Consider the following 16,499-nt stretch of genomic DNA (forward strand, 5'->3'; position numbering starts at 1 on the left):
ATCCTTTATCAGCAAACGATACGTTTGCAAATAATTCCGTTTTAAGGTTAGATCATTTGTGTTGATTCGCATAGCTTTAAGTTAGGCTATTTTGTCTCCGAATTATCTAACCTTTACAGCAATGACGCTGATTCTTGTAAATTCTATCAAGAATGATTCTAAATAATACATATGTCTTGTAATAAACATATTTCGCTGCATGTTTTGTATTTTTGCAAATCGATATTTTAATTATATAAACCGCGGATGAAAAAAAGTGCAATTTTTGGTCTTGTTGTTATCGCTATAGCCATAGCGGTTATCATTAGTGTTTATTCAAGCTCAAGCACCTATGCTTCCTTTGCCGAAGCGCAGCAAACCAGCAGCGAACTGCATGTAATAGGCCATTTTAGCAAGGGAAAAGAAATGGTTTATGACGCCACTAAGGATGCCAATTATTTTTCATTTTATATGAAGGATAACAAAGGAGAAGAGCGTAAAGTTGTTTTTACCGGTACCAAACCCGAAGATTTTGAGCGTTCAGAACAGCTGGTACTTACCGGCCAAATGGTTGGCAGCGAGTTTCACGCCTCAAAGATCCTGATGAAATGTCCATCCAAATACACGCAGGATAAGTTAGAAGTTACAGAAGCAAAGGCTAAACAAGCCAGCATTTAATCATTTTTGATGAATACAGTTTTTAAGGGCGAACACCTTTTACCGGGACAAATCGGCCAGTTTTTTATTGTTCTTTCGTTTGGTGCAGCCCTGCTGTCATTTATAAGTTACTACTTTGCAACTACCGATGATGCAGGCAAAGCTAACAGCAGCTGGCAGCGTTTAGGTCGCTTAGGTTTCTACGTAAGTTCTATCTCTATTTTAGGAATGGGCACCTGCTTGTTCTATGTGCTTTATAATCATTATTTCGAGTATCATTACGCCTGGGCTTATACCTCGCGTTCATTGCCTGTTTATTACTTGGTATCAGGCTTCTGGAACGGACAGGAAGGCGGCTTTTTACTATGGGCTTTTTGGCAGGCAGTTTTAGGTAATGTACTTATTAAAAGGGCCAAATCATGGGAGCGCCCGGTAATGACAGTTGTAGCCCTGTCGCAAGTGATATTAGGCACAATGGTGCTTGGGATCGATATTTTTGGTCAGCGCATAGGGAGTTCGCCGTTTTTGCTGTTGCGTAATTCGGGTATTGAAGCGCCTATATTTTCACAGCCAAACTACCTGGAATTTATAAAGGATGGTCAGGGTATGAACCCATCGTTACAAAACTACTGGATGATCATTCACCCGCCAACGCTGTTCCTGGGTTTTGCTTCAATAGTTGTTCCCTTTGCATATGCAGTTGCCGGGCTTTGGCAAAAACGTTATAAAGAATGGGTGCAGCCTGCTATATCATACGCTTTGTTTGGCTCTATGATCTTAGGTACTGGTGTTATTATGGGCTCGTTCTGGGCATATGAATCATTGAACTTCGGTGGTTTCTGGGCCTGGGACCCGGTTGAAAATGGTTCTATCTTTCCATGGTTAACTATAGTGGCGGCATTGCACGTAATGATCGTATTTAAGAATACTGGTCACTCATATTTTACAGCTACGCTGCTTGTTTTGCTGAGCTTCGTACTGGTATGGTACACCTCATTCCTTTCAAGAAGCGGTATTTTAGGCGAAAGCTCGGTGCACGCTTTTACCGATTTGGGCATGTTTTGGCAGCTGGTTATCGGGATATTGCTATTCCTTGTATTATCTGTTGTTGTTTTGGTATGGCGATGGAAAGAATTGCCTATCACCAAAAAAGACGAAGAAACCTACTCGCGCGAATTTTGGATGTTTGTAGGCGCGGTATTTTTAGGTCTGTCATGTTTCCACCTTATTGTAGTAACATCGGTACCAGTATGGAATGCCATGTTTGGTACCAAGATAGCCCCACCAGCCGATCCTGTTAAACATTATAACGTGATCCAGGCTTCGTTTGCCTTTGTTGTAACTTTACTTACAGGCTTTACGCAATTCCTGAAATATAAAAAGACCGATATTACCCGGTTCTTCATCACTACAGGCGTTTACTTTTTGTTCGCCATATTGGTAACTGCGCTTGTTGTTTACTTAACCGGTGTTTACCGTCTGAACTTTGTATTCAACCTTGTGATGTGTGGTTCAGTTTATTCGGTTATTGCCAATGCCAAAGTTTTGGTTGATGCCTTTAAAGGTAAGTTTAAGCTGGCAGGTTCGGCAGTGGCGCATTTGGGTTTTGGCTTGCTGATGGTTGGTGCGGTAATAGCAGCAGGTACCAGCAAAGTAGTTTCTGAAAATGCGAGTGGTGTGGTTAACGTACAGGGCTTTGATGCTAAAGCCGGCAATGCCCGCGAAAATATCATGATCTACAAAAACACCCCGGTAAAAATGGGCGATTATACAGTTACCTACCTTGGCGACTCGATATCATCTCCGTACCACTTTTACAGGGTTGATTATAAAAAGGTTGATGCCAACGGCAAAGTGCTCGAAAACTTTGTACTTAAACCAAAAGTACAGGCCAGCCGAGATGCAGGTTTCTCTTCATCGCCCGATACCAAGCACTACCTGTTAAATGACCTTTATACCCACGTAACCGCCATACCGAGCGAAGGTTTTGCCATGCAGGGCGAGGCCGGGCATGACGAAGGTAATGATGATAAAAATTACGATGATCCTGTAGCCCATGAAGTTGCCGTTGGCGATACCATCAGGTACCGCGACGGCTTTATGCTGGTTAAATCGTTAAACAAACAAGCGACCGTACAAAATATCCCCCTTACTGCTAACGATGTGGCTATCGGTGCTAATATTGAAGTACACAGCCGCGATGGCAAAGTATATACAGCCGAACCTGTATTTATGATCAGGGGCGGTAACGTGTTTGATTTTGCCCGCAAGGTTGATGATGCTGGTTTAAAACTGCGTTTTTCAAGGATCAACCCTGAAAATAAGAAGGTGGAGATCACTGTTTATCAGCAGCCGCAAAACAAGCGCCCATGGATTGTGATGCGCGCTATCAGCTTCCCATATATCAACTTTTTCTGGAGTGGTACTATTATCATGGTGATAGGTTTCCTGCTTTCAATCCAAAGGCGGAACAAAGAACTTAAAACCGTTTAAATTTTTTAGGTGGATATTACTGGGCACCGGTATAATATTGCTCATGACGGGTTTACCGTTATTGACGATATTTATACCAGTGTCGAAGTTAATGCCATTATCAACGCCATTGAATCGGCCGATAAAACAGGTCCGCTGTTCCGTCAAACTGATGATGTGTTTGCGATAAGGCAGTTTCTAAAAGCAGTTCCGCATGTTTCCCCTCTTTTATTTAATGAAAGGCTGAAAAGCGTTATCTCCAATATTTTTGGCGATGGGTATTTTGTTGTTAAATCCATCTACTTTGATAAGCCCGGATCATCAAACTGGTTTGTGGCCTGGCACCAGGACCTGACCATTTCTGTTGACCGGAAAATTGATATAGCAGGCTATGGCCCCTGGACGGTTAAGTACAACCAGTTTGGTGTACAGCCACCGTTAGATATCCTACAGGATAATTTCACCATCCGTATCCATCTTGATGATACCGACGAAGGTAACGGCGCTTTGAAAGTGCTGCCCGGTTCACATCTTAAAGAGATCTATCGCCCTGAGAATATTGACTGGCAGCAGGAAACCGAAGTGAATTGCAATGTGCAGGCAGGTGGTGTTATGATCATGCGGCCATTACTTATACATGCGTCAAACCGTACTACCAATAATAGAAAGAGGAGGGTAGTGCATATTGAGTTTAGCACAGTTGAATTGGCAGCAGGGATTGATTGGGCGGAAAAAATTTAATTAATCTGCTCCGTATGGGACGCCAACAGCGATAAAAAAATTCTGAAGCATTTGATACTTCTGTGTGCACTCTATTCCAATGTTTATTTTACCTGAGGCCGATTCGCTTCTATGGCATGAAAAGCAGATATCAAGATGGTCAATTACCCTGTTGTTTTTGTCAAGGAAAACAATTGAGTTGCGTGGATCAAAACAAGCAGCGATTCCCGCTGTCAGATAATCTTTCAAGCCGCTGTAGCTGTAGTTAAAGATTATGTCTGTGAATTTAATGAGCTGATCATGATTTAGAACTGTCCACTGTTTGACATTATTATATTTTAACCTTCTTTTTTTAATGGTGATACCTCGGTCAGTACCGGATATTTGTTCCTGATTAGGTAATAGGTTACCCGCAGAATCTATATTGGGTGCTGGGGGCAATTCACCCACATATGATATGGCCAATATTTTTGCTGCAATGGAAAAGGGATATTTCTTTAGGCGTTGTGCTACCGAAAACTGATTTGTATAGGCACAACTGTCAAATTCGGGTTTATAGCCTTTGATGTATTCGCGCGAATATATTGGTTGATATACAGTTTTTCGTTGATTACGTTTGATTTTTTTATGTATTGTAGTATCCGTTAGATGGGCCTGAAGGTAACTGTCATTTGCATAACAAGTAAGGTTTATCAGCAATAGTAAACAGGTAATTAATTTAAATTTCATCTTCTAAAATACAGATTAAATTAATTCTGCTATCCCTTCAAAAACGAAAAAATCTTGGCATTTACCGTATCAGCCTTTTCAATCATCGGTAAATGTGCTGCGCCATCAACAGGGAAATAATCAACTTTCAATACGCTACGAATGGAATCGGCAAAACGTAGTGGTAATGTTTTATCGGCCTTACCCCATATCAGCAGTACATTTTTTCCTGCACTATTCAAACAGGTGTTGCTTTGTTTGCCATTTTGGTGGTAATTGTACATGGTTGAAACCAGCGCGTTTCTGAAGCCTTTGTATCCCATCTGCGGCAGGTAGCGTTTTACCCATTCCGGATGGTTTTTGGGATAAAGAAAATCAGTTAATTGTCCGTTTGCCCGTTCATCGGAGTTTACGGCTTCATTATACAGGGTGAAATATTGCGGCGACGCCGGCTTTTTTTGCTCATATACGGGGTCAACAAGAATCACTTTATTTACAATGTCGGGGTGGCTGCAGGTAAAGTTGGTTATTACTGCGCCGCCGAATGATACCCCCGCTAAATTTATTTTTCTGCTTAACTTAAGTTGCTTGATGAGGTCAAGCAGTTGTGTATTATAAAACTCCTGAGTATAGGGAACATCCGGCCTGTCGGAATAACCACGGCCGTACATATCATAACGTAATACTTTGTATCCCTTTTTTACAAGGTAATCATAGGTACCATCCCATATATAATAAGGTACACTAAAGCCATGAACAAGTATGATCACTTCTGCACTGTCGGGACCTTCAAGCTGGTAGTGGGTTACGCCCTGGCTTAATTTGATGAAGCTTCCGGAAATGTTTTTACGGCCGGCATCGGTTAAGGTTTTGTTTTCTTTATTGTTATATCTATAGAAGCCGTAAAGGATTAATGACGCGGCCCCGACAAGAAATATCACAATTATTATGCTTACTTTAAGTATTTTCATGCGGTATTAGATGTTGGTTCCTAAAATACAGAAATATTTATACTACAGTTAGTTAAATAATTTTATCCATTGTAAAGATTATATGAACATTACTATAATAGGCTCCGGCAATGTAGCCACCCATATGGCAGCAGCTTTTAAAAATGCCGGGCACCGTATTGTACAGGTATACAGCCGTAACATGCAGCACGCTGCACTGCTGGCTTACCACGTAGGCGCCGAAGCCATAGATAACCTTGCCAATATCAATCCAGATACCGGGTTATTTGTTGTTTCGGTTAAGGATGATGCCATAACAACTGTTGTTAAAGCATTATCGGCCCATAAAAAGTTAATAGTACATACATCGGGTTCAACCGATTTGAACAGCTTGCTGGCTTTAACACCCAATGCAGGTGTTTTTTATCCACTGCAAACGTTTAGTAAGATAAGAGAGGTTGATTTCAGATCTGTCCCGCTCTGTCTTGAAGCTGCCGACGATGCTATACTGGCTGATTTAAAGCAGCTTGCATTTACCATCAGTAACAATGTATACACCGTTAACTCCGCTCAGCGTAAAATATTGCACCTGGCTGCGGTATTTGCCTGTAATTTCCCCAATTATTTATACGGAATTGCGCAGGAGCTGCTGGCGCAAAACCAAATGGAATTTAATATGCTGCGCCCGCTGATCCTGGAGACTGCACAGAAGGTGCTTGAACAGGAGCCGCGTAATGTACAAACCGGCCCGGCGGTGCGTAATGACGAGGGCACTATGGCCACCCATCTACAGCTATTGAGCGATATGCCTATGTTACAGGATATTTACAGTTTGTTAAGTCAGGGTATTATCAAAAACAATAAAGGACTTACCGCAGACCAGTAATTTTGTTACTTTTGCTTAAATGAACATTTATAAAATAAAGGTCAATTTCGAGGAAAAAGGGCACGAAAGCATTGAGCTCCCTATAGCCGAAGGAGAATCTGTATTAGACGTGTGCCTGGAAAATGGCATAGAGCTACAGCACAATTGCGGTGGTGTTTGCGGATGCAGCACCTGCCATGTTTACGTAAACAAAGGGATGGATAACATCCAGGAGATATCCGATAAGGAAGAGGATTTTATTGACAGGGCTGTTAACCCGCGTATTAACTCGCGCCTGGGTTGTCAGTGTGTGATTGTTGATGGCGACATTGAAGTTACCCTGCCTGATCAGTCGCAGTTTTTAGGCCACTAATGTTTGCATTAATCCGTTTAAAACAACAAATAAAACGTATAATTTACAACGTATTAGCGTAACCCCAGGGTAGTACGTAAAATCAATAAAAATGAGCGATAATAAATTTGCCTTACCAATTCACTGGAATGATTATGAAGATATTGCCATTGAACTTTATGAAAAGTTTGGTGACGATTTTGACGAATCAAAAATATACCGTATCCGTTTTACCGAACTGCTGGAGTGGGTATTAAGCCTGCCTAATTTTGCCGGTACCCGTACCGAATCAAATGAAGGCCACCTTGAGCAGATCCAATCGGCCTGGGTATACGAATGGCGCGACAACCAATAGTTCAGTTGGCGGTTTTAAGTTGGCAGCTTGTAGTTTTAAATTTGCAATTAGCAGTTTAACACAGTGCAAATATTCAGTAGTCAAAATAACCGGTGATATCACCCCTGAAAATAGGTGATATCATCAAAAAAAATCGGTGTAATCACAACCCATGGAATCATTCCTGAATAAATTAAAAGATATTACTACCCTCATTTTTGATGTGGACGGCGTTTTAACCGACGGATCTGTTTTTGTAACAGAAGCTGGTGAACAAAGCCGTGCGTTTAACATTAAAGATGGCTACGCGCTGCAATTGGCTGTTAAGTGCGGGTATAATGTTTGCGCAATATCGGGCAGCCGCTCAAAAAGTGCTATGTACCGCTTAAACAGCCTCGGTATCCAGGATGTTTATATGGGTACGCATACCAAATCGCAAAGGTTTAAGATCTACCTCGAAGAAAAAAGCATTATAGCCACCAACGTATTATATATGGGCGATGACATTCCCGATCTGGAAGTGATGAAGCTTGCAGGTTTACCTGTTTGCCCTGCCGATGCAGTTGAAGAAATCAAAGCTGTTAGCGCCTACGTATCGCCCTACGGCGGCGGCAAAGGCTGTGCCCGCGATATTATAGAAAAAGTGCTCAAAGTTCAGGATAAATGGATGAGCAAGCAGGCGTATAGCTGGTAGATTTTACAATAAAAAGATATGTCACGAGGATCCATCTGAGAAATCCTGAAAAAAACCGTGATGACTTATAAAATATATTTTAGCGATGGTGCGCGGGGGTCGCGTTAGTGATAGGAGCGGATACCGGCCTTGTGGCTAATGCCTGTGCAGTATGAGCGGATAGCACGGGCCGCAGGCAACGCCCATATTCATAAATCGATCAAAAAACACACTTAATAATCACGTCATTATAAGGTACAAAGCAATCGCGAACTCGGCAGTTTTGCTCTGTATAGCAAGCGATTGCCACGCTATCGCTCGCAATGACATAAAAAAATAACAATTCAACATGCACACTATCCCCCCCGTAATTCTCGCATCAAAATCACCAAGACGGCAGGAACTGCTCGGGCTTATGGATGTTGATTTCAGGGTTGTGCTTAAGGATGTTGATGAATCATACCCTGAAGGGCTAACCCCGCCGGAAGTTGCTTTGCATATAGCCCGCAAAAAAGCCGAAGCATTTGACGAAACGATAGGGGATGAGGTAGTGCTCACTGCCGATACCATAGTTTGTATAGACGGCCTGATACTGGGTAAGCCCGAAACCCGCGAACATGCTATCGAAATGCTTCAAAGGTTATCGGGGCGCGTACACCAGGTTATAACCGGTGTATGCTTGCTGTATAAAGGGCGTTATAATAACTTTTACGACCTTACCGAGGTCTTCTTCCGCAAGCTTTCGGATGCGGAGATCAGCAATTATGTAGATAAGTATCAGCCGCTTGATAAAGCCGGTTCCTATGGTATCCAGGAATTGATAGGACTGATAGGTATCGAACGAATTGAAGGCTCCTATACCAACGTGGTTGGTTTGCCCACCGAAAAGGTGTATGCGCAGCTACTTAGCTTAAACAAATAAATTTCCCGTATTTTTCGAATAAATTTTGGCGCAAGTCTTGTGTGGTGGCAAATGCGGAGGCTGACTTGTGACTCTGCTACAAATTAGAAAGGGCACAAGTAAGCCCGGCTCCGGTCGCCGCACAATACTTGCGCCAGTAAGGGCTGACTTGTGAGTCTGCTACAATTAAGAAAGGCACAAGTAAGCCCGGCTCCTGCCACCTTACAATACTTGCGCCAGGAATGCGCCAGTAAGGGATAAAAGAAAACACCCAATCCCAATGTATTTAAATAATTATTTATTTAAATTAAACCTTTATTTCCTGTATAGTCTAACGTTTAAATAAAGGGAGTAATTTGTCATGAAAAAAACTATTAACACAGGGCTGGTGTTTTTGCTGGTGGCCACCTTGTCTGCTTGCAGCAGTTACAATTATTACACCGCAGCCCGTAACAAAACAGATTTATCCGCTTACCGTACATTTGCCTGGCTACCTCCTGCAACCATGACCAATAAAGCCGGCGCAGTTTTAAAAAGGGAAGTGGCTGATGAACGTGTTAAGGATGCGGCTATTTCGGCATTGGAAAACAAAGGATTGAAATTTCAGGAAAACAACCCCGATTTGATGGTGAGCTATACCACAGTTACCGGCCGGGGTATGAAAACTGAATTTTATTATCCTGCCTATTACGGCGGCTATCCTGGCTTTGGTTTAGGATTTGGCTGGGGTTGGGGCGGCGGCTGGGGCTATCGTGGGTTTTACGGCGGTGGCTGGGGCTGGGGATATCCTTACAGTTACGGCTATGGCTATGGTGGCGGTGGTTATGCCCGTGTACCTTACAAAGAAGGTACGCTGATCATCGACATTATGGATGCCAGATCGCGCAAACTGGTATGGCGCGGCTTTGGTGTTGGTGAACTGCACAACCCGCAAAAAACTGTAAAGGAATTGCCAAAAGTGGTTAGCGGTATTATTGAGCAATTGGAACTTAACCAGGTACAGCAACCGCAGGTACCAATGAAAAAGGCATAAGAAATTTGCTGATCGATTTATTGAACTAATGAAAAATCCCTTCGGGCGCTATGCCCGGAGGGATTTTTGTTTGCGGTATAAATGAAATGCCCGGAAGGCAAATCATGATTTTAGCTCAATTACTACTAAAAGGACCCTCAAATTTCATCGTTAAATTTTATTGAATCCATGAAGTAAAGAAACCCTTTTCGGTTTAAGCCTGTATGGCTTTTTGTTTGCGGTATAAATGTATTGCTGTAAAGGCAAATGCTGCCACTGCTAATACAATTACCCAGGTATCAAGCGGGCAAAAGGAGTCGTTATCCACCGGCACGCATGGATCTTCTAATTGTGCAAAGCAGCTTAAATAAGCAGCCATAAAAACCAGGGTTATTGAAAGTGTTTTCTTAATCATACTCACAGTATCTTTTATTATAGTTTTACAAATTTACTTACGCCAACTAACTGCTTTGTTTTGTTATCAACAACCTTAATGATGTAAGTTCCGGGAACGAAACTACTTACATTATTTTTCCAGTAAAGTTGGGTAATATTTACAGTTCTAAGTAGTATACCACTACTGTTAGTTATTTGGATATTATAATCTGATGAAGCATTTGGCTGCGAAATTTTCACATTAATGCTTTCAGCTGTAGGGTTAGGATAAACGGTAAGCCAATTATTGGCTATGGTATTATTAGTATTGGCGTACATCAGTGATGCATCTTTTGAAAAACTGATGTCATTATTAAGATCAGTCATTTGCAAACGATATTTGTTAAGCCCTTTAGCCGGGTTAACGTCGGTATAACCATAGCTGCCCAGGCTGTTTGATTGAATTACGTCAATGTTTTGCCATGTTACCCCGTTATCGGTGCTTTTTTGAACAACAAAGGTTGTATAGTTGGCTTCGTTTTTAACCGTCCAGGTTGTTTGGGCGCCGGCTATGGCTTTAATAGCTTTAAAATCAAGCAGCTGTAATGCCAGTTCAGGGTTTTGGCGCAAAATAACTGCAAAACGGTCTTTACCAAATGAAGCTGCATTACCTTTATCAATGGTGAAACTGTAAACGCGATTGTTTTTGAGATCCAGCGAATCTTTAGTAAAGCTATCCCTCAGCCAAACCTCATAAATATCAGGCAGATCGGTTAAATCGGATAGTTTTAACTGGTAGGGCCCTGAGGCAGTAGCATCGGCAAATAAAGGTATTACCTCTTGTTGCTTATGCGGAAATGGCCTCCGATGGATAGTGGTTTTAATGCTATCTGCCGAAAATGCTGATAAACTCACCAATGCACCACTCCCGCCAAAGTCTTCGGCGTCTTTTTCTTTTTGGTACAAAGGGCTAATGTCTTTATCGAGCACTATAACTATGGCATCAGTATTCACAGTATCTTTTATCAGCCTGAAACGGAGCAGGGGTTCTACGCCATCATCAGCTACTGACTGTGCGGGCATGGCAGCGAAACTTGCAAATTTGGATGTTGATGCTAAAACAGGTCTGTCGGGTGCGCTTAGTATTGCATTGAGTGTAGCGGTATTAGGCTGCGTATTGGTTTTGGCCGATTCCCGGAACGTCAATGACTGACCGGTAGCAGTGGCTTTCACGTAAAAGCCCTGTCCGGTAGCTATCATGTTACTTGCAAAGCCGTCACTTGAGATACCGGGGTTTATGTTCGAAATTGTATCTGCCGAGGTGATAGCGGTTTTCTTTTGCTCGTAAGTTGAGTATTGCTTGGTTGTGGGATTGTAAACCCATATTTTAAGCGGGCTGCTCAAAGTAGCCGATGATTCATCCGGAAAACCACCGCCGTAAATAGATGATTTAGCCAGAACCGGCTGCCTGTTAAACTTTTCAATATTGATGGTACTTGCATAAGGGTTACCAACCAGGTTATAACCCGATACCTTACTGCCCGTAGTAGTGCTGTACATCAGATTTGAAGATTGATTGTACCAGTGTTTTACTGTTATATTGCCGGCATTTAGTGTGCCGGTAGTGGTGAAGGTGGTGCCTGTTGGTACATAGCTTGCTACAGTTTCGGTTGCTATGTTGGCTACCGACCTGTCGCCCCTGAAAAAGAAGAGGAAGCCGTTACCCACAGGTAAAGTAAATGTACCTGATTCGCCGTCAAAAGTATAGTTTGGTGAACTGTTCAAATTGTTAAGCCCCCTGTAATTTCCGCTGGTGAAACTTGTGCTTGAGGAAGCCAGATTTTCCCTGAAAAAGTAAATAGTAGGGTTATTGGCATTGGGCGATAGATCAAAGCCTCCTGCAGTGGTAGTTGTACCTGTTATATATGCAGAATTTTTGAAGTAGTTAATACTATAAATGCCCGAACCCGTGGTTACAGGTGATGTCATTAACCGATAACCTCTTTTTGATGCCCCGCCGGCTATATACCTTTCAACGCTCACGTTGCCAGTAATACTCAATCCCGAAGGAATAGCAGCTACGGTAGCCGATTGTGTTGCCAAACTTTTCAATGTGAAAGTGGCTGGCGAGCTTACAATCAGGTTGCCGCCGGTCATGGTAAGTACATTGTAAATGTCGAGCTTGCCGGTAGTTATGGTTACATTGCCGCCTGTAGCTGTATTGCTTACCGTCATATTGCCCAACTGCGATGAGCTTGCAGTTCCTGAGCCTGTAAATGATTGATTGGTATTGGGAGATGCACCGCTCCATGTAATGCCTGAGGCATTGAAATTGGTGCTGTTACCCATAGTGAGGGTGCCGCCTGCGCTGTTGAAAATATTGCAGCCTACGTTTAATGTAAACCCACCCAAATCCAGTTTGGTGCCACTGTTAACGGTAAGCGTATAAGCGCTTTTATTGGCTGTTAAAACAGGGTAGAAACCGGTTGTAGCCGTGCCTATGATAATTGCTTCGGTGCCGTCCAGTTTCGGTGCCTGGCCAGCTATACCTGTTGATGTATTGGTCCAGTTATTATCAGTACCAACTGCTGTTGTCCCCGCCAAGCCTGTCCATGTATAAGTTTGCAGGGTTGGTGTAACAATGGCCGTATTTTGGGTACACCCATTAACTGTTGTAGTAAGTGTATAATTTGTAGTAGTAGCTTTACTGAATGTAACAGGATTGCCGCTTCCGGTAAGGCTGGTGTTGGCATTATCAACCCAGCTGTAGGTTGCACCTGTCATGGTTTGTGCTGTTATAGTTAAGGGGTTGTTAGCGCAATAACCGGCTGAGAACGAGTACAGGTTCATATCGTTAGATGCAGCCTCGGTAGCCGAAAGCTCGTGGTTATAAATGGCCACATCATCAAGCACGCCGTTAAAATAATCATTTGAAGGGCGGCTTGGCCATCCGGCTAAGTTATCGCCGCCAATGCGCCAGTATTCGGCAATTTGCTGGGGAACGGTATAGGTAGTTGTTGATGCCTTCAAAGTCCCATCTACATAAATGCGCATGCCGTTGGTTGGGCCATCGGTTACAATAATATGGTGCCATAAACCGTCATTATAAGCCGTAGTTGTATTGATAGTTACTGTGCCACCATTGTAAACACCGTAGTAAAGCAGGCCGGCGTCGGTCATGTACAGGTTACGGTCTTGTGTAGCATTACTGCCTGTTTGGTTGCCGCCAATGCCTAATAATTTACCGCCTGCCACGGTTGTTTTAAACCAGATACTGTAGCTGAAGATCAGCGGGTCATACTGGGTGGTAGTTGATATGTATTGAGGGCTGGCGTTTGTTCCGCTAAAGCTGTAGGCACCATTTGCAAGGCCGTTCCTGTCGGCCACGGTGACAGGTAAGGTGGTGCCTTGCAATGTACCATTGTTGCTCAGCCCCGACCAATCGCTTAAGCTGCCGCTTTCAAACGGATAGCTTAGCATCGGGCTGTTTATTGACGATGATGCTTTAGGGTTTACGGTAACAGTAACCGGGGTACGTAAACTGGTGATAAACCCGAATGTGTAAGAAACATAAAAAGTAGTGCTGCCGCCGACAAACGGTGAATAACTTGTTGACGTGCTGCTTTGCAACGGGGTTGAAGTGGTATTATCAATATACCAGTTATAGGTATATGCGAAACCGGGGTTGCTTACGGTAAGCGTTGTACTGCCCGCACCGCAAAGCGTGGTTCCGTTTACAGTGGGCCCGGTAATACCAACAACTACAGTTTGGGTTGTAGTGCTTGAACATGATCCTTTAGTTACAGTAAGACTTATTGTTTTGGTGCCTGAAGTAAGCCAGGTAACACTGTATGAAGTTTGCGTGCTGCCGGTGGCAATACCGCTATCAAATGACCATGTGTAAGTAGCGGAAGCATCATAAGTGCTGGTAAGTGTAACGGTGGAGGCTCCTGTAATAACCGCGACCGGCGACGTAGCGGTAAAAGCGCTGCCGGGAAGAGCATTAACCGGTGCTGCATAAGTAGCAGTTGATGAACAGCTGCCGGGGCCGCCGGTTACAGTTAGCGAATAATTGCCGATTGCTGCACTTGAAAATACGCCCGGATTACCGGTATAAGTAGCGCCGGACGGTGATGTCCAGGTAAAAGTTGCACCGGTAATTGTTGGCGCGTAAATAGTTATCGGACTGCCTGCACATACAGAGGTATAGGCACCTATCTGGTTTACATCATTTAATGCCGTAACTGCCGATGCGGACAACTCCGTGCTATAAACTGCAACATCATCTATTTTACCGCTAAAGTAAGTGCTTGTTGGGGCATTGGGCCACCCGCTTACGTTATCGTTGCCGATTTTCCAATAGCCGGTATAAGGTTCGGCCGAAAAATAAGTAGATGTAGCAACAGAGGTATTGTCAACATACATAATCATGCCCGATGTTGTACCAAAAGTAACTACAACATGGTGCCAGTTGCCATCATTATAGGTTAAGGGCGAAATTATGGTGTGCGTGCCGCTGCTGTAAACACCAAAAACCAACTGGCCGGTATTGGTCATGTAAATATGCCTGTCAAACTGGCCGCCGCCATTTTGAGCTGAGCCAAAGCCTATAAGCTTACCGCCAGTTGTTGTAGTTGTATTAAACCATAAGCTCAGGGTAAAAGTTTGCGGGTTCACAAATGAGTTGGTAGTTGTAACCCATTGATTGGTACCGTTGAAGCTGTATGCGCTATTTGCAAAGCCATACCTGTCGGTAGTTGGTGTTGGTGAATTTTGCAGGTTGCCATCATTCTGGTTGCCGGAAACATCTTTTGCGTTCCCGCTAAATGAGTAGGAAAGCATGGCATTGGTTAATGGCGAAGTAACTATAGGGTTTATTGTTGCTGTTACCGCCACGCGGGAACTTTCAGTACCGCCGGAAGTATACGTTACATAAAACGTAGTAGTAGTTACTATAGTAGGCGAATAAGTAGCCCCGGTAGCAACCGATGTACCGCCAGTGGCCGTTGTATACCAATTATAAGTGCCGCCAGATGGTGAGCCGCCTGTAGCAGTTAAAGTAACCTGGCCGGCACCACAACGTGCTACAGCGGATGCTGTAGGTGGTGCAACGTTTGTAAAGGATACTACGTTATTACCGGTGGTTGAATTATTGGTATAACCATTATACGTTGGGTTGGTATAATCGGTAGTTCTGATTTGAACAGCACCTGATTGCGTATAGGTATTATATGGAGGCGGATTTCCATAGTTTAATGATGATAGTACATCCACCACTAAAAAATAATCTGCCACCCGGGTTAAAGAGCCATCTGCATTTCCTGAGTTGTAATTTGGATCGCCTGCGCCTGAGTTGATGGATCCAGACTGCATTGTGGGGCTGTTTATATTCACTGTTGTCAACAGCGAATTGTCGCCGGTAGTGGTATAAGTATCATCTATTGATTTATATAAACGCCCGTTAGTGAAAAATGCATTTATATTAGTGCCCGACGAAGGTGTTATGCCGAAGTTGATATCCGCAAAGCTATAAGTTCCCCTCGTGTTTATTTGAATGCCTGATGTAACTACGTTTGTTTGACCGGCATAAAATGAAGGCTGTGTGATACCGTTGGTGGTGGAGCTTACACTTGTAACACTCATCCTGCGGGTATACAATTTCAGGTTGTCCCAATAAAAATTGTTCCCGTTTGATCTTAAATCGGTTGTAGCTACTATGCTGTAAGCGTAAGTATTTAAATTGCTTTGTGTTGATGTATTGATGTAGGTTGTTGCTTCGGTATTTGAGCCCGACACGGGATTGGCCCAGACCGACCATTTACCTGTATTCAAGCGTTGTACTTTTATTGTCCAGACTACATTGTTGGTGATAGGGAAAGTAATCAGAGATTGAATATCCCATTGAGTATTTCTATAACGAAGGATCATGTTTGACCCCACCTGCGTCATATAAAACCCCTGGATTGTTTGGGAGGTTTGGTCAAATGTACTGGCGCTTAACCAATATTGCCATGCCCCGTTCCCTGCGGTTGGTCCGGCGCTTTGGCCGTTATCATAAGGTTCAACAGGCGATGTGGATGAGTTGTTTTTGTAAAGGAAAGTCCATTCGTAATCGTAATCATTAAGATTTCTGTCGAGGGTGGGAGCGATAATTGAACCGTATATGTTGTTTTTTGAATTGACGCCGTTAATAGATGTTAATGCAATGGTATTGTTGAAGGTTGTGCTTGTAGTTGAAGTAAGTTGAATGGTCTTGTTTGCTGTTCCCTGTATATATCCAACGCTTCCGATATTGCCATCATCATAAGGATTATAGTAAAACTGGTTTGCGGCAGTGAACTGGACCTCCTGGGCTGTAACTCTGTTAACCAGGCACAACAGGTAGCCTGCAAATAAAACGCAGAGTAATTGTGTTTTCAAATTAATAGGTTTTAGGGCGTAAATGCAATAATGATGCTAATTCAATAAAATCGGCATGAAACTACAATTTTTATCTTGATA

13 protein-coding genes are annotated in these 16,499 nt (G+C 43.1%); 9 read left to right on the forward strand and 4 right to left on the reverse strand.

Features of this window, described 5'->3' with window-relative positions; all coding sequences use genetic code 11:
- Positions 1-246: 246 nt before the first annotated feature.
- Genes ACFFGT_RS20315 through ACFFGT_RS20325 form a run of 3 tightly spaced genes read left to right on the forward strand, consistent with a single transcriptional unit; the run spans position 247 to position 3,849 of the window.
- On the forward strand, positions 247-657 hold the full coding sequence (locus ACFFGT_RS20315) for a cytochrome c maturation protein CcmE domain-containing protein (protein WP_091211296.1): 411 nt from the start codon (positions 247-249) through the stop codon (positions 655-657).
- 9 nt (positions 658-666) lie between these two features.
- Positions 667-3,129 carry a cytochrome c biogenesis protein CcsA gene (ccsA, locus tag ACFFGT_RS20320; protein ID WP_377024344.1) on the forward strand — a complete coding sequence of 821 codons (2,463 nt, stop codon included), beginning with the start codon at positions 667-669 and terminating at the stop codon, positions 3,127-3,129.
- Between the two features lie 9 nt (positions 3,130-3,138).
- Positions 3,139-3,849 carry a phytanoyl-CoA dioxygenase family protein gene (locus tag ACFFGT_RS20325; protein ID WP_377024345.1) on the forward strand — a complete coding sequence of 237 codons (711 nt, stop codon included), beginning with the start codon at positions 3,139-3,141 and terminating at the stop codon, positions 3,847-3,849.
- Here ACFFGT_RS20325 and ACFFGT_RS20330 read toward each other — a convergent pair whose 3' ends face one another.
- Entirely contained in the window at positions 3,850-4,557 is a 708-nt protein-coding gene (locus ACFFGT_RS20330; protein ID WP_377024346.1) for a hypothetical protein, read from the reverse strand.
- A 29-nt stretch (positions 4,558-4,586) separates the two neighbouring features.
- Positions 4,587-5,507, reverse strand: a complete 921-nt coding sequence (locus tag ACFFGT_RS20335) for an alpha/beta fold hydrolase (RefSeq protein ID WP_377024347.1) — start codon at positions 5,505-5,507, stop codon at positions 4,587-4,589.
- 82 nt (positions 5,508-5,589) lie between these two features.
- Between ACFFGT_RS20335 and ACFFGT_RS20340 the strand changes: the two genes are divergently transcribed.
- The 6 genes from ACFFGT_RS20340 (at position 5,590) to ACFFGT_RS20365 (ending at position 9,644) form a co-directional block, all read left to right on the forward strand.
- On the forward strand, positions 5,590-6,372 hold the full coding sequence (locus tag ACFFGT_RS20340; protein ID WP_377024348.1) for a Rossmann-like and DUF2520 domain-containing protein: 783 nt from the start codon (positions 5,590-5,592) through the stop codon (positions 6,370-6,372).
- A gap of 19 nt (positions 6,373-6,391) precedes the next feature.
- Positions 6,392-6,724, forward strand: coding sequence for a 2Fe-2S iron-sulfur cluster-binding protein (locus ACFFGT_RS20345; RefSeq protein ID WP_110585103.1), 333 nt, complete (start codon positions 6,392-6,394; stop codon positions 6,722-6,724).
- 91 nt (positions 6,725-6,815) lie between these two features.
- On the forward strand, positions 6,816-7,058 hold the full coding sequence (gene iscX, locus ACFFGT_RS20350; protein WP_377024349.1) for a Fe-S cluster assembly protein IscX: 243 nt from the start codon (positions 6,816-6,818) through the stop codon (positions 7,056-7,058).
- Positions 7,059-7,209: 151 nt separating this feature from the next.
- A complete protein-coding gene (locus ACFFGT_RS20355; protein WP_090524424.1) occupies positions 7,210-7,731 on the forward strand; it encodes a KdsC family phosphatase in 522 nt (173 codons plus the stop codon).
- 328 nt (positions 7,732-8,059) lie between these two features.
- The gene (locus ACFFGT_RS20360) at positions 8,060-8,632 is read left to right on the forward strand and encodes a Maf family protein (RefSeq protein WP_377024350.1); all 573 of its coding nucleotides are present in this window, start codon (positions 8,060-8,062) and stop codon (positions 8,630-8,632) included.
- Between the two features lie 340 nt (positions 8,633-8,972).
- Positions 8,973-9,644: a DUF4136 domain-containing protein gene (locus tag ACFFGT_RS20365; protein WP_377024351.1), complete on the forward strand. Its 672-nt coding sequence runs from the start codon at positions 8,973-8,975 to the stop codon at positions 9,642-9,644.
- Positions 9,645-9,837: 193 nt separating this feature from the next.
- Here the strand turns inward: ACFFGT_RS20365 and ACFFGT_RS20370 are convergent, their stop codons facing one another.
- Positions 9,838-10,038: a hypothetical protein gene (locus ACFFGT_RS20370; RefSeq protein ID WP_377024352.1), complete on the reverse strand. Its 201-nt coding sequence runs from the start codon at positions 10,036-10,038 to the stop codon at positions 9,838-9,840.
- A 17-nt stretch (positions 10,039-10,055) separates the two neighbouring features.
- The gene (locus ACFFGT_RS20375; RefSeq protein ID WP_377024353.1) at positions 10,056-16,418 is read right to left on the reverse strand and encodes a LamG-like jellyroll fold domain-containing protein; all 6,363 of its coding nucleotides are present in this window, start codon (positions 16,416-16,418) and stop codon (positions 10,056-10,058) included.
- Between the last annotated feature and the right edge of the window lie 81 nt (positions 16,419-16,499).

The sequence above is a fragment of the Mucilaginibacter angelicae genome, from assembly GCF_042434235.1.
In the GTDB taxonomy this organism is placed as follows: Bacteria; Bacteroidota; Bacteroidia; order Sphingobacteriales; family Sphingobacteriaceae; genus Mucilaginibacter; species Mucilaginibacter angelicae.

What these genes read in the sequence shown, in the direction of transcription:
- ACFFGT_RS20315 (WP_091211296.1), top strand. Translation starts at nt 247, where the DNA reads ATGAAAAAAAGTGCAATTTTTGGTCTTGTTGTTATCGCTATAGCCATA.
- ccsA (WP_377024344.1), top strand. Translation starts at nt 667, where the DNA reads ATGAATACAGTTTTTAAGGGCGAACACCTTTTACCGGGACAAATCGGC.
- ACFFGT_RS20330 (WP_377024346.1), bottom strand. Translation starts at nt 4,557, where the DNA reads ATGAAATTTAAATTAATTACCTGTTTACTATTGCTGATAAACCTTACT.
- ACFFGT_RS20335 (WP_377024347.1), bottom strand. Translation starts at nt 5,507, where the DNA reads ATGAAAATACTTAAAGTAAGCATAATAATTGTGATATTTCTTGTCGGG.
- ACFFGT_RS20340 (WP_377024348.1), top strand. Translation starts at nt 5,590, where the DNA reads ATGAACATTACTATAATAGGCTCCGGCAATGTAGCCACCCATATGGCA.
- ACFFGT_RS20345 (WP_110585103.1), top strand. Translation starts at nt 6,392, where the DNA reads ATGAACATTTATAAAATAAAGGTCAATTTCGAGGAAAAAGGGCACGAA.
- iscX (WP_377024349.1), top strand. Translation starts at nt 6,816, where the DNA reads ATGAGCGATAATAAATTTGCCTTACCAATTCACTGGAATGATTATGAA.
- ACFFGT_RS20355 (WP_090524424.1), top strand. Translation starts at nt 7,210, where the DNA reads ATGGAATCATTCCTGAATAAATTAAAAGATATTACTACCCTCATTTTT.
- ACFFGT_RS20360 (WP_377024350.1), top strand. Translation starts at nt 8,060, where the DNA reads ATGCACACTATCCCCCCCGTAATTCTCGCATCAAAATCACCAAGACGG.
- ACFFGT_RS20365 (WP_377024351.1), top strand. Translation starts at nt 8,973, where the DNA reads ATGAAAAAAACTATTAACACAGGGCTGGTGTTTTTGCTGGTGGCCACC.
- ACFFGT_RS20370 (WP_377024352.1), bottom strand. Translation starts at nt 10,038, where the DNA reads ATGATTAAGAAAACACTTTCAATAACCCTGGTTTTTATGGCTGCTTAT.